General features: G+C 73.4%; 12 protein-coding genes and 1 pseudogene. 8 read left to right on the plus strand and 5 right to left on the minus strand.

The features are described from left to right. Positions 1 to 97: 97 nt before the first annotated feature. The 5 genes and pseudogenes from AC2RP6_RS26330 to AC2RP6_RS26350 all read left to right on the plus strand — a co-directional run bounded on the left by AC2RP6_RS26330 (position 98) and on the right by AC2RP6_RS26350 (position 3,718). Positions 98 to 1,138 carry a PhoH family protein gene (locus tag AC2RP6_RS26330; RefSeq protein ID WP_486448425.1) on the plus strand — a complete coding sequence of 347 codons (1,041 nt, stop codon included), beginning with the start codon at positions 98 to 100 and terminating at the stop codon, positions 1,136 to 1,138. 13 nt (positions 1,139 to 1,151) lie between these two features. After that, positions 1,152 to 1,650: pseudogene (gene ybeY, locus AC2RP6_RS26335) on the plus strand (rRNA maturation RNase YbeY). Next, the gene (locus AC2RP6_RS26340) at positions 1,647 to 2,951 is read left to right on the plus strand and encodes a hemolysin family protein (protein WP_486448426.1); all 1,305 of its coding nucleotides are present in this window, start codon (positions 1,647 to 1,649) and stop codon (positions 2,949 to 2,951) included. Before ybeY ends, AC2RP6_RS26340 begins: the two are co-directional and overlap by 4 nt. Next, a complete protein-coding gene (locus tag AC2RP6_RS26345) occupies positions 2,948 to 3,301 on the plus strand; it encodes an MmcQ/YjbR family DNA-binding protein (protein ID WP_486448427.1) in 354 nt (117 codons plus the stop codon). Before AC2RP6_RS26340 ends, AC2RP6_RS26345 begins: the two co-directional genes overlap by 4 nt. Before the next feature lie 57 nt (positions 3,302 to 3,358). Continuing rightward, positions 3,359 to 3,718 carry a cytidine deaminase gene (locus AC2RP6_RS26350; RefSeq protein WP_486448428.1) on the plus strand — a complete coding sequence of 120 codons (360 nt, stop codon included), beginning with the start codon at positions 3,359 to 3,361 and terminating at the stop codon, positions 3,716 to 3,718. A gap of 378 nt (positions 3,719 to 4,096) precedes the next feature. Here AC2RP6_RS26350 and AC2RP6_RS26355 read toward each other — a convergent pair whose 3' ends face one another. Further along, on the minus strand, positions 4,097 to 5,380 hold the full coding sequence (locus AC2RP6_RS26355; protein WP_486448429.1) for an MFS transporter: 1,284 nt from the start codon (positions 5,378 to 5,380) through the stop codon (positions 4,097 to 4,099). Positions 5,381 to 5,451: 71 nt separating this feature from the next. Between AC2RP6_RS26355 and AC2RP6_RS26360 the strand changes: the two genes are divergently transcribed. The 3 genes from AC2RP6_RS26360 (at position 5,452) to era (ending at position 9,847) form a co-directional block, all read left to right on the plus strand. Beyond that, positions 5,452 to 6,486 (plus strand): GlxA family transcriptional regulator, encoded by a 1,035-nt coding sequence (locus AC2RP6_RS26360; RefSeq protein ID WP_486448430.1) that lies wholly within the window; start codon positions 5,452 to 5,454, stop codon positions 6,484 to 6,486. Between the two features lie 116 nt (positions 6,487 to 6,602). Beyond that, positions 6,603 to 7,913, plus strand: coding sequence for a WxL domain-containing protein (locus AC2RP6_RS26365; protein WP_486448431.1), 1,311 nt, complete (start codon positions 6,603 to 6,605; stop codon positions 7,911 to 7,913). A gap of 983 nt (positions 7,914 to 8,896) precedes the next feature. Then, the gene (gene era, locus AC2RP6_RS26370) at positions 8,897 to 9,847 is read left to right on the plus strand and encodes a GTPase Era (protein WP_168714643.1); all 951 of its coding nucleotides are present in this window, start codon (positions 8,897 to 8,899) and stop codon (positions 9,845 to 9,847) included. A 23-nt stretch (positions 9,848 to 9,870) separates the two neighbouring features. Here era and AC2RP6_RS26375 read toward each other — a convergent pair whose 3' ends face one another. The 4 genes from AC2RP6_RS26375 to AC2RP6_RS26390 form a co-directional block, all read right to left on the minus strand. Next, entirely contained in the window at positions 9,871 to 10,590 is a 720-nt protein-coding gene (locus AC2RP6_RS26375) for an SAM-dependent methyltransferase (RefSeq protein WP_486448432.1), read from the minus strand. Positions 10,591 to 10,721: 131 nt separating this feature from the next. Beyond that, complete coding sequence (locus tag AC2RP6_RS26380) at positions 10,722 to 11,549, minus strand: GNAT family N-acetyltransferase (protein WP_486448433.1); 828 nt, start codon at positions 11,547 to 11,549, stop codon at positions 10,722 to 10,724. 27 nt (positions 11,550 to 11,576) lie between these two features. Then, a complete protein-coding gene (locus tag AC2RP6_RS26385) occupies positions 11,577 to 11,846 on the minus strand; it encodes a protealysin inhibitor emfourin (RefSeq protein ID WP_486448434.1) in 270 nt (89 codons plus the stop codon). A 9-nt stretch (positions 11,847 to 11,855) separates the two neighbouring features. Beyond that, positions 11,856 to 12,929 (minus strand): M4 family metallopeptidase, encoded by a 1,074-nt coding sequence (locus AC2RP6_RS26390; protein ID WP_486448435.1) that lies wholly within the window; start codon positions 12,927 to 12,929, stop codon positions 11,856 to 11,858. Positions 12,930 to 13,355: the final 426 nt, after the last annotated feature.

Raw genomic sequence — 13,355 nt, forward strand, 5'->3', positions numbered from 1 at the left:
GGGGATGCCGCGGCGGCGACGTACGCTTGGTATTCCGGAGGTCGTCGATCGGCGCGGCCCCTCAGCGGGAGGTATGCGCAGGCCACAGTGCCGGCCCATGACTCAGACATCGACAGCCCACATCCCCGCGCCGGGGCAGGCGCGAGCGCACTTCACCGTACCGGCCACCCACCCGATGGTGACGGTGCTCGGCTCGGGCGACGCCCTGCTGCGCGTGATCGAGAAGGCCTTCCCGAAGGCCGACATCCATGTTCGGGGCAACCAGGTCAGCGCGATCGGAGAGGCGGCGGAAGTCGCTCTGATCCAGCGACTGTTCGACGAGATGATGCTGGTGCTCCGCACCGGGCAGCCGATGACGGAGGACGCAGTGGAACGCTCGATCGCCATGCTCAAGGCGAGCGCGAACGGCAACGGCGACGGGCCCGAGACGCCCGCCGAGGTGCTCACCCAGAACATCCTCTCCAGCCGCGGCCGCACCATCCGCCCCAAGACCCTCAACCAGAAGCGGTACGTCGACGCGATCGACAAGAACACGATCGTCTTCGGCATCGGCCCCGCCGGTACCGGCAAGACCTACCTCGCCATGGCCAAGGCGGTCCAGGCCCTGCAGTCCAAGCAGGTCAGCCGGATCATCCTGACCAGGCCCGCCGTCGAGGCGGGGGAGCGGCTCGGCTTCCTGCCGGGCACCCTCTTCGACAAGATCGACCCCTACCTGCGCCCGCTCTACGACGCCCTGCACGACATGCTCGACCCCGACTCGATCCCGCGGCTCATGGCTGCGGGCACGATCGAGGTCGCGCCGCTGGCGTACATGCGCGGACGCACGCTCAACGACGCGTTCGTGGTCCTCGACGAGGCCCAGAACACGACGACCGAGCAGATGAAGATGTTCCTGACCCGGCTCGGCTTCGACTCGAAGATCGTGATCACCGGTGACATCACCCAGATCGACCTTCCCGGAGGGGCGAGGAGCGGCCTGCGGCAGGTTCAGGAAATCCTCGACGGGGTACCGGACATCCACTTCTCCAGGCTCACGTCCGAGGATGTCGTCCGGCACAAGCTGGTCGGCCGTATCGTCGACGCGTACGAGAAGTACGACGACGGCCAGCAGGCCGCCCACGGCTACCAGCGGAAGTAGAACCCAGCGCACCATGTCGATCGACGTCAACAACGAGTCCGGAACCGAGGTCGACGAGCAGGCGATCCTCGACATCGCCCGCTACGCGCTCACCCGGATGCGGATCCATCCGCTCTCGGAGCTTCTCCGTCATCATCGTCGACGAGGACGCGATGGAGCAGCTCCACATCCAGTGGATGGACCTGCCGGGCCCGACCGACGTGATGTCCTTCCCGATGGACGAGCTCCGTCCGCCGACGAAGGACGACGAGGAGCCCCCGCAGGGGCTCCTCGGCGACATCGTGCTCTGCCCCGAGGTCGCGAAGAAGCAGGGTGAGGAAGCCCCGACGCAGCACTCCATGGACGAGGAGCTCCAGCTCCTGACCGTCCACGGGGTGCTGCACCTGCTGGGCTACGACCACGAGGAGCCGGACGAGAAGGCCGAGATGTTCGGCCTCCAGGCGGCGATCGTGGACGGCTGGCGCGGTGAGCACGGGCTGACCGGCCCGTCCCCGGCTCCCACCGTCTCGTGAGCGCCCCGCAACTGATCACCGGCGCGGTGCTGCTGGTGGTCGTGGCCTGGTTCGCGGCGTGCGCGGAGTCCGGCATCGCCCGCATCTCGATCTTCCGTGCCGAGCAGGCCGTACGGGAGGGCAGGCGCGGCAGCGAGAAGCTAGCCCAGGTCGCCGGCGACCCCACCCGCTACCTCAACGTGGCGCTGCTGGTCCGGGTCACCTGCGAGATGGCGGCCGGGGTCCTCGTCACCTACGTCTGCCTCGACGAGTTCGGCGACAACTGGACCGCGCTGCTGGTGGCCATCGCCGTGATGGTGCTGGTCTCCTTCGTCGCCGTGGGCGTCTCCCCCCGTACGATCGGCCGCCAGCACCCGCTGAACACGGCGACGGCGGCCGCGTACGTCCTCGTCCCGCTCGCCCGGATCATGGGGCCGATCCCGCAGCTGCTGATCCTCGTCGGCAACGCGCTCACGCCGGGCAAGGGCTTCCGCAAGGGCCCCTTCGCCTCCGAGGCCGAGCTGCGGGCGATGGTCGACCTCGCCGAGAAGGAATCGCTGATCGAGGACGACGAGCGCCGGATGGTGCACCAGGTCTTCGAGCTGGGCGACACCCTCGTGCGCGAGGTGATGGTGCCGCGCACCGACCTGGTCTGCATCGAGCGCTACAAGACGGTCCGTCAGGCGACCACGCTCGCCCTGCGGTCGGGCTTCTCGCGCATCCCGGTCACCGGGGAGAACGAGGACGACATCGTCGGGATCGTCTACCTGAAGGACCTGGTCCGCAAGACGCACATCAGCCGCGACGCCGAGGCCGACCTGGTGTCGACGGCGATGCGGCCGGCCGTCTTCGTGCCCGACACCAAGAACGCGGGCGACCTGCTGCGCGAGATGCAGCAGGTGCGCAACCACGTGGCCGTCGTCATCGACGAGTACGGCGGGACGGCCGGCATCGTCACCATCGAGGACATCCTCGAGGAGATCGTCGGCGAGATCACGGACGAGTACGACCGGGAGCTCCCGCCGGTCGAGGACCTCGGCGACGACCGCTACCGGGTCACGGCGCGCCTCGACATCACCGACCTCGGCGAGCTCTTCAAGGTCGAGGCGTTCGACGACGAGGACGTCGAGACGGTCGGCGGCCTGCTGGCGAAGGCGCTGGGGCGGGTGCCGATCGCGGGCGCCTCGGCGGTGGTCGAACTGCCCGACGGGCGGCCGCTGCGGCTGACGGCGGAGTCGCCGGCGGGCCGGCGGAACAAGATCGTGACGGTGCTGGTCGAACCGGTGGCCGCGGCGGAGACCGCGGGGGAGGAGGGGGAATGACCCCGGCGCAGCTGCGGGAGTTCCTGCTGGGCTTCAACGCGGCGGTGGAGGAGTTCCCCTTCACGCCCGAGACCTCGGTGTTCAAGGTGATGGGCAAGATGTTCGCGCTCAGCCGGCTGGACGCCGAGCCGCTGACGATCAACCTCAAGTGCGAACCGGAGCTGGCGGTGCGGCTGCGGGAGGAGCACGAGGCGATCGCGCCGGGCTACCACATGAACAAGCGGCACTGGAACACGGTGACCGTGGGCGGGGTCCCCGAGGCGATGCTGCGCGAGCTCGTCGAGGACTCCTACGACCTGGTGGTGGCGGGGCTGCCGAGGGCGGAGCGCCTGAAGCTCGACCGCCCCTGATCCGGCCGCGGCGGGGTCGTTGCACGGCCGGACGGCCGCGCTCCTATGCTTTCGACCATGACGGAGAGCACCGGGATCGACCCCGAGGACAGCAAGATCATCACGCTGGCGCGCAGCGCCCGGGCCCGCAACGGGGTGCCCGAGGGGGCGGCGGTGCGGGACGAGACCGGACGGACGTACGTCGCGGGGACGGTGGAGCTCGACTCCCTGAAGCTGAGCGCGCTGCAGACCGCGGTCGCGATGGCCGTGGCGAGCGGAGCGCGCTCCCTGGAGGCCGCGGCCGTCGTGAGCGCGGCCGAGGCCCCGGCGGAGGCCGACCGCGCGGCGGTCCGCGACCTCGGCGGCCCCGACACCCCTGTCCTCCTGGCGGCCCCTGACGGCACCCTGAGGTCCACGACCCCGGCCGGGTCCGCGTAGTCCCGCCTGCCCGGCGGCTCTGGTCGCCACCACCGCTCGGCCGGGGCCGCGCCGTTTCCGGCGGGGCCGGGTTCGGCTGCGCCTGCCCCGCCCGTCCTGCGGGTCGGGATCCGGGCGCGGTGCGGGCGGGTCGCGGTGCCGGGCAGGGGTGTCTCCTCGGCGCGGCGCGTCCTGGCACTGCACGGGCTGTACTTGGGGATACGGCGGAGTGTCCCCGCAGGACGAGCGCGCACCGCCGGGCACCACCGCGATCCGGAGCACCGCGCGAGCCGAGGAGACACTCCGGCGGGGCACCTCCCCGCACCACCGAGCCCCGCCGGCGATCGAGGCGCGGGGTCTGGGGCAGAGCCCCAGGGGTTCGGCCGCCCCGCCGGGAGGCTAGCGGCGGCGGATGACCATCGACATCAGGGCCGCCGTCGCGCACAGGGCCCCCGACGCGTACCAGACCACGTCGTACGAGCCCGTGAGGTCACGGGCGAGCCCGCCGAGGAAGGCGACCACCGCCGCGCCGATCTGGTGCGAGGCGAGCACCCAGCCGAAGACGATCGCGCCGTCGTCCCCGTAGTGCTCGCGGCACAGCGCGATCGTCGGGGGCACCGTCGCGACCCAGTCCAGACCGTAGAAGACGATGAAGAAGACCAGCGGCGGCCGCACCGACGGCGCCAGCAGGAGCGGCAGCAGGAGCAGCGAGACCCCGCGCAGGGCGTAGTAGACGGCCAGCAGCCGCCGTGACTCGAAGCGGTCCGTGAACCAGCCCGACGACACCGTGCCGGCCACGTCGAAGACGCCGATCACCGCCAGCAGCCCGGCCGCCGCCGTCACCGGCATGCCGTGGTCGTGCGCGGCGGGCACGAAGTGCGTCCGCACGAGCCCGTTCGTCGAGGCCCCGCAGATCGCGAAGGTGCCCGCCAGCAGCCAGAACGGGCCGGTCCGGGCGGCGTCGGCGAGGACCTTCAGCGCCCGCCGCGCCGCGCCGCGGGCCGGGGCCGGCCTGGGCGCGTACGTGCCGCCGTACGGGGCGAGCCCCACGTCCGCGGGGTGGTCGCGCAGCAGCAGCCAGGCGAAGGGCACGACGGCCAGCGCCGCCACGGCGACCGTCACCGTCGCCGGGCGCCAGCCGTGCCGGTCCACCAGCCACGCCAGCAGCGGCAGGAACACCAGCTGCCCGGAGGCGCCGGCGGCGGTCAGGATGCCGGTGACCAGGCCGCGCCGGGCGGTGAACCAGCGCGCCGTCACCGTCGCGGCGAAGGCCAGGGCCATCGAGCCGCTGCCCAGCCCCACCAGGACGCCCCAGCACAGCACCAGCTGCCAGGGCGCGGTCATCCACACCGTGGCCACCGCACCGGTCGCGATGACAGTCAGGGCCACCGCCACGACCCGGCGGATGCCGAAGCGGTCCATCAGCGCCGCGGCGAAGGGCGCGGTGATCCCGTAGAGGGCGAGGTTGACGGAGACGGCCACGCCGATGGTGCCGCGCGACCAGTCGAACTCCTCGTGCAGCGGCTCGACGAGCAGTCCCGGCAGCGAGGCGAAGCCGGCCGCGCCGATGATCGTGACGAAGGTGACGGCGGCGACGGACCAGGCACGGTGGACGCGTCTGGTCCGCCGCGGGGAGCGGGGGGGTGAGGGGGCGGCGTCGGGGGCGGCGGCTGTCTGGGTCACGCGAGAAGCTTCCGGCCGACGGGGCACGGGACGACAGTGGCCTGACTGTCATGCTTCGATACGATCGGGCCATGAAAACCGCGCCGCACCGCGTCGTCGTCCTGGCGCTCCCGGGGCTGCTGCCCTTCGAGCTCGGCATCCCGCACCGGATCTTCGGCCGGGCCAAGGATCCGGCCGGACTGCCGCTGTACGAGATCCTCACCTGCGGTCTCGCGCCCGGCCCGGTCGCCACCGACGCCGACTTCGACATCCACGTCGCGCACGGCCCCGAGCTGCTCGCGACCGCCGACACGATGGTCGTACCGGCCTCGTACGAACTGGGACCGGCCTTCGAGGAGGGCAGGCTGACCGACGAGCTCGCCGCGGCCCTCGCGCACCTGCGGCCCGGCACCCGGCTCGTCTCCATCTGCACCGGCGGCTACGTGCTCGCCGCCGCCGGCTACCTCGACGGCCGGCCCGCGACCACCCACTGGGCCTCCGCCGAGCACTTCCAGCGGCTCTTCCCGGCCGTACGGGTGGACCCCGACGTGCTCTACACCGACGACGGGGACGTGCTGACCTCGGCGGGCGTCGCCGCGGGCATCGACCTGTGCCTGCACATCGTGCGCCGCGACCACGGCGCGGCCGTCGCGAACGAGGCGGCCCGGCGGACCGTCGTACCGCCCCACCGCGAGGGCGGACAGGCGCAGTTCGTCGAACGCCCGATGCCGGAGCCGCAGCTCGCGACCACCACGGCGGCCCGCGCCTGGGTGCTGGACCGGCTGCACGAGCCGCTCCGGCTGACCGACATGGCCCGGCAGGAGGCCATGTCGGTACGGACGTTCACGCGCCGCTTCCGTGAGGAGGCGGGCATCAGCCCCGGCCAGTGGATCACCGGCCGCCGGGTGGAACGGGCGCGGCAACTGCTGGAGGAGACGGAGCTGTCGATGGAACGGGTCGCGCGGGAGAGCGGCTTCGGGACGGCGCAGTCGCTGCGCAAGCACGTGCAGGCGGCGCTGGGGGTGAGCCCGACGGCCTACCGGCGTACGTTCCGCGCCGCCGGAGCAGGGGACGCCACGCTGTCATCTCCTGATGAGCCATCAGTCGGTGCCGGGCCCGCGCATTGACTTCTCCCGCCGCCCGCTCGTGAATGGCCCCCGGCGCGGGGCGCGGCGCGAGGGAACCCAGGGGGCGGGAAGTGCGAACAGGGGCGCGGAACCGGAGATGGTCGGCAGCGGTCGCGGTGGCCGTCCTCGCGGCCACGGCCGGGGGCGCCCTGGGCGTCCCCGCGGCCGCCGAGGGGGAAACGCCCCCGGGCCAGGTGGAGTTCCCCACGCAGTGCCTGGCGCCCCAGGAGACCGGACTCCCGCCCGCCGACGGGCCCACCACCGCCCGGATCACCGTGGACGACCCGGCGCCCCGGGTCGGCGACACCGTCACCGTCACCTACCAGGTGCTCGGGACGCCGGCCCGGAACCCGCTCGGCGGCGCCGACGGGACCGGCGCGGAACTCCCGGCCGACGTGCTGACCCCGGCCGGCCGGATCCAGCTCGGGGGCGCCCAGAGCGGCGAGGTCACCGTCGTCGGCGCGCAGCGCAACGACCCCGTCCCGGCCGGCGCGCCCCTGCCCGCCGTCACCATGACCGGCACCTTCACCGTCACCGCGCCCGGCGGGATCACCCTGGCCCCCGGCCCCTACACCCTGCACACCGGCCACCTCGTGGATCTCGACACCTCCTGCGCCGCGTCCGGTCCGTCCGCGGCCCCCGTCTCCGCACGCCTCACCGCCACCGCACTGCCCACGGCCAACCTGCGCAGCGTCTTCCTGGCCGCCGCCCACGGAAGGCCCGGCGCCAAGGTCGTGGTCACCGCCGCCGGGTTCCCGCCGGGCGCCTCCGTGACCGTCGCCGGACGGGCCGGCGCCGCCGAGACCGCCGACCGGGTGCGCGCCACCGCCGACGGCCGGGGCACGGCCGTCGTGGAGCTGCCGGTCACCGACCGTACGACCACCGCGGTCGTCGCCTACGAGGGCACGGCCTGGTCCGCGCGCCAGGGTTCCGGCCCGGCCGCGTACACGGTCGTCGACGCCGCCCCGCCGCCGGCCGCGACCCAGAAGGTCACCGTGACCGTCGAGCCGGGCGCGCTCGGCATGACCCAGGCCGGCCAGGACATCACCCTCGGCGCGGTCCCGTACGGCGGTGGCGGCCCGGCGCCCGGCCGGATCGGCACGGTGACGGTCACCGACGACCGCGGCGGCCCGGCCGGCTGGTCCCTGACCGGCAAGGTCACCGACTTCACCGGCCCCGGCGGGATCCGCATCCCGGGCGCGTCCCTGTCCTGGACGCCGTCCTGCACGGCGGCCCCGGGCAGCCGGAGCGGCTGTACGCCGGGCAGCGCGGGCGTCGTCGGCCCGGAGGGTGCGGTGCTGGCCTCCACCCCGGACGGGGCGCCGGCCGGCGGCACCTTCACGGTCGAGGCGACGGTCACCCTGCACGTGCCGCCGTACACCCCACCGGGCGCCTACACGGCGGTGCTGACCCTGACCCTGTCGTGACCGGGACGGCCCCTCCGTCGTCCGCGCGGGGCGCGGGGCGCATCCCCGGGAACCGGCCGAAGGGCGGAGTCGGGAGACCGCTCCGGGCGGTGGTCGCGTCCGTGCTCGCCGCCGCCGCGCTCGTCGCCGCGATCCCCGGGACGGCCGAGGCCGGGGACGGCCGGTGGTCCGTGCTGCCCGCCGCGAACACCCTGGGGCGGCGGCCCTGTTTCTACCTCGCCGCCGCACCCGGCCAGCGCGTCACCGACGCCGTCACCCTCACCAACCGCAGCGACCACCCCCGCACCTTCCGCCTCTACGCCGCTGACGCCTACAACACCGCCCGCGACGGCGGCTTCGCCCTCCGCGGACCCGACGAGCCGCGCCGGGCCACCGCCGCGTGGACGAAGCTCGACCGGGAGCGGGTCACCGTACCGGCCCGCGGGACGGTCGGCGTCGGCTTCACCCTCACCGTGCCCGACCGCGCGGAACCGGGGGACCACCCCGGCGCCGTCGTGGCCCTGGAGGAGCGGCCCGGGGCGGGCGCCGGGGCCGCGTCGACCGCGGGCATCGGGGTGCAGCAGGCCGTCGCCGCCCGGGTGTACCTGCGGGTGACGGGCCCCACCGCGCCCGCCCTCGCCGTCCGTGACGTCACCGTGCACCGGCGCGGCGCCGCCGCGGAGATCTCGTACACGCTCCTCAACTCCGGCAACGTCACCCTCCGGCCCCGCGCCGGCCTGACGGTCACCGGCGCGCTCGGCCGCCGGCTGCTCGACCGCGGGCTCACCGGGCTGCCCGCCGAACTGCTGCCGGGTCAGGAGGTACACCTCGCAACCCGTTGGGACGGCCCGCCCGACGCGGAATGGGCCCAGGTCACGGTGCGTGCGCGGGCCGACGGAAGCACAGCTCAGGGCCGTGCCGCCCACGCCGCGCACCCGCCGCTCGCGACCGTCCTCGCCCTCATCGCGCTGGTCTGGTCGGCGCTGGGAGCGGCATCGGGGAGAATGGCCCGTATGAGCGATCGTTCCCCCGAGTCCACCGCCCCGCACCGTGCGGGCTTCGCCTGCTTCGTCGGCCGTCCCAACGCCGGGAAGTCGACCCTCACCAACGCACTCGTGGGCACCAAGGTCGCGATCACCTCCAACCGGCCGCAGACCACCCGCCACACCGTCCGCGGCATCGTGCACCGCCCCGACGCCCAGCTCGTCCTCGTCGACACGCCCGGCCTGCACAAGCCGCGCACCCTGCTCGGCGAGCGCCTCAACGACGTGGTGCGCACCACCTGGGCCGAGGTCGACGTCATCGGCTTCTGCCTGCCGGCCGACCAGAAGCTGGGCCCCGGCGACAAGTTCATCGCCAAGGAACTCGCGGGGATCAAGAAGACCCCCAAGATCGCCATCATCACCAAGACCGACCTCGTCGAGTCGAAGGTGGTGGGCGAGCAGCTCATCGCCGTCCACCGGCTCGCCGAGGAGCTGGGCTTCGAGTGGGCCGAGATCGTTCCCGTCTCGGCGGTCGGCGACAGCCAGGTCCAGCTGCTGGCCGACCTGATCGCGCCGCTGCTGCCGGAGAGCCCGCCGCTGTACCCGGAGGGCGACCTCACCGACGAGCCCGAGATGGTCATGGTCGCGGAGCTGATCCGTGAGGCCGCGCTCGAAGGCGTACGGGACGAGCTCCCGCACTCCATCGCCGTGGTGGTCGAGGAGATGATCCCGCGCGAGAACCGTCCGGCGGACCGCCCGCTGCTCGACATCCACGCCAACGTCTACATCGAGCGGCCGAGCCAGAAGGGCATCATCATCGGCCCGAAGGGCTCCCGCCTGAAGGAGGTGGGGATGAAGTCGCGCAAGCACATCGAGGCGCTGCTCGGGACCCCCGTCTTCCTCGACCTCCACGTGAAGGTCGCCAAGGACTGGCAGCGGGACCCCAAGCAGCTCCGCAAGCTCGGCTTCTGACCCGCCCCGCGGCCACCGCTTACCTAGGCCTTGCGCCGCACCTTCAGCAGGTTGTCCGGGCGGGTGGCGGGCCGGCCCTCGGGGTCGGTCATGGGCTGGAGGTGCTCGGACGTGGCCAGCACCTCCCAGGCGCCCTCCGGCAGCTCCAGCTGCGCGAGGACCTCCTGCGGGGTCGGGAAGTGAATGTCCGCGAGGGCCTCCGGGTTCCATGACGGACCGCCGGCGTGACCCACCACCAGGAGGGTTCCGCCGGGCGCCACCGCGGCGGCGGCCCGGCGCAGGATCCGCTCGCGCGGGAACTCCCCGTAGCTGTGCAGGAAGAACGCGGAGACGAGGTCGAACTCCCCCTCGGGGAAGGACTCGGCGAAGTCGTGCCGCTGCCAGTCCACGAGGTCGGTGACCCCGGCCTCGGCGGCGTGCTCGGCCGCCCGGCCGAGGGCCACCTTCGAGATGTCGGTGGCGGTGACCCGCCACCCGCGGCGGGCCAGCCAGACGGTGTCGGCGCCCTCGCCGCAGCCGAGGTCGAGGGCCCGGCCGGGAGCCAGGTCCTGGGCCTCGCGGACCAGGAGGGCGTTGGGGTTGCCGCTCCAGATGCGGGTGCTCTCGCTGTAGCGCTCGTCCCAGAACTCCTCGCCCCCGGCGACCGGGCCGTTCCCGTCGTCCGTCGCGTTCCCGTGGACGTGCTCGTGCGTGGAGTGCTCGTGGGCGTGGTGGTCGTGGGCGTGGTGGTCGTGCTTCGACATGGGGGCCTCTCCCGCTCGGCGTCTCGTGCCCCCGATGCTGCGCCCGCCCCCGGCCCCCTGGCAAACGTTGTTGCCGTCCCGGCAAAACGCCGGGGATGCCGGCCGCCCCCGCGGCGGCCGGCACCGACGGTTCACGCGCCGGGCTCGCCCTGCGGCTCCGCGATCAGGGCCGTGGCCACCCGGCGGAAGCCGGCGCGGGCGTAGATCCGGGCCACGTCCTCGTCGCCCGCGGACAGGAAGACCGTACGGGCGCCCCGCTCGCGGGCCTGCGCGACCAGGGCCGCGGTGACGCCGAGCGCCAGGCCCTGGCGGCGGGCGGAGGGGAGGGTGCCGACGCCCACCACCTCGGCGACGTCGCCGACCGGGTTGAACATGCCCGAGCACAGCACCACGCCGTCCCGTACCGCCGCGGCCATGCCCGAGGTGCCCGCGGCGAGCTTCGCCGCGACGTTCGCCCGGCGCGGCTCCGCAGCCGGGTCCGCGGCCGCGGCCGCCAGCTCCGCCGGGCCGGCCTCGCCCACGGCGGTCCCCGGGTCGGCGAAGGCCAGCGCCGGGACCGCCACCGCGGCGGACAGCAGGGGGTCTTCGGCGTCGAGCAGCCGCACCTCGGGGTGCGGCGGCAGCTCCTCGCCCGCCTCCAGCACCATCAGCGGGTGCGCGTGGACGTGGAGCCCCGCCGCCTCCACGGCGGCGCGCAGCGCGGGACTGGTCTCGGCGACCCATTCGAAGGCCTCGGGCACGCCGAGTTCGCGCTGGCGGGCGAGCACCCGCTCCACGTCGGCGGCCGTCGCGTCGGGCCCGCCGAGCGCGGGCCGGGCGTAGAACGGCCAGCCCGAGCCCTCCTGGACGAACAGGGTCAGCGGCCCGAAGTCCTCGGCCCGGGCCCCGCCCACCCGCGGCACCGTGTCGTAGTACTTCTCCAGCTCGGACAGCGTCGGTTCGATCATGCGATTGGTCATCCGGCCATCCAAGCAAAGGGCCTTTCCTCAGGCACCTTCTTTCAGGACCCGTGAGATCAGCGCCCGCTGGGCCTCGGACAGGCGCGGCTCGGCGCAGGAGACGGTCCGACCGTCCACCGTGATCCGGTAGGAGAAGCCGTCCCGCACCCGGTCCGCCGGGTCGCCCGGCGGACCGGGCCGCAGCGCGAGCCGGGCCAGGGCCTGCCATTCCGCCTCGTCCGGCAGGCCCGAGGTGTCCACCTCGGCGCGCCGCTCGATGCCCGCGAAGCCGCCCGTCCGTACCACCTGAATCCGCATGGGAGCCCTCTACCCCGTGAACGGCACGCCCACGGCCGACCACGCCTTCTGGAGCGCCTGGTGCTCCGCCCCGCCGTCGCCGTACCGGGTGGCGGCGGCCGCCGTCGAGAGCCGTGCGAAGTCGGCGAAGTCCGCCTTCGGGGTGAGGTCCCCGCCGGTCAGGGTGTCGTACCAGATCTGCCCGGCCCGTTCCCACGCCTTGCCGCCCAGCTCGGTCGCCGCGATGTAGAAGGCGTGATTGGGGATGCCGGAGTTGATGTGGACGCCGCCGTTGTCGCTGTGGGTGCTGACGTAGTCGTCCATGGTGGCCGGCTGCGGGTCCTTGCCGAGCTCGTCGTCGTCGTAGGCCGTGCCCGGCGCCTTCATCGAGCGCAGCGCGACCCCGGTGACGCTGGGGCCGAGCAGCCCGGCACCGATCAGCCAGTCGGCCTGGTCGGCCGTCTGTTCCAACGAGTACTGCTTGATCAGGGAGCCGAAGACGTCCGACATCGATTCGTTCAGGGCGCCCGACTGCCCGCGGTAGCGCAGGTTCGCCGTGTACTGGGTGACGCCGTGGGTCAACTCGTGTCCGATGACGTCCACCGACACGGTGAAGTCGAGGAAGAGGTCGCCGTCGCCGTCGCCGAACACCATCTGCCGGCCGTCCCAGAAGGCGTTGTTGTACTCCTCGCCGTAGTGGACGGTGGCGTCCAGCGGGAGTCCGGAATCGTCGATCGAGCGGCGCCCGAAGCCCTTCAGGAACAGCTCGTACGTCGCGCCGAGGCCCGCGTAGGCACGGTTGACGGTGGCGTCCTTGCTCGGCGGGTCGCCTTCCTCGCGGACCTTCGTCCCGGGCAGCTGCGTGCGGTGCTGGGCGTCGCAGATCGTCCGCCGCGGGTCGTCGCCGGCCGGCGCGGCGAGCGTGGGCACGATGCCGCGCACGGCGGTGACGCGGCGCCGGGTGCGCAGGAGGGAGTCGCGTTCGAGGGTGCGCTGGGCGAGGTCGGCGCGGCGGGCGTCGCCGGACAGGGCGGCCTTGTCGAGGAGGTGCGGCGGCACGACCGTGCAGAAGACGGGGTGGCGGTGAGCGCGGGAGGCATCCATGCCCGGCAATGTGGCACCGAGTCACTGTGATGTCACTAGCTGCAACCATGATTCATTCGGTTGTGTCACCCCGCGCCGCTGCAGAAACGTGCCTGGTCCGCGCGGGGTCGCCGGGGGTGCCGTCGCGGCCGGCCGCCCGGTGCGATCGCACGGCCGGTCCGTGAGGGCTTCGGGCGATCGCCCCGACCAGCGGGGAGCGAACGAGGCTTGGCTCACATTTGGTGCAAATCGGACGCGCGGGTCTTGCATACTGAAACAGGTCCTCGCGTTACGGCGCGGCTCGGCTAGGCTCGGTCCATCATGCGTTTCGGGCTGCTTCTCCTTAGCTGCCGCGGCGAGGGTCTGTAGTCGTAGGCCGGCCCCCTCCCCGCGGAGTTTGGTGTTGCGGTTTTCACTACCGCCGTCGGCCGTCCCAGCGAACTACCG

Source organism: Streptomyces sp. WAC03905, assembly GCF_057371075.1.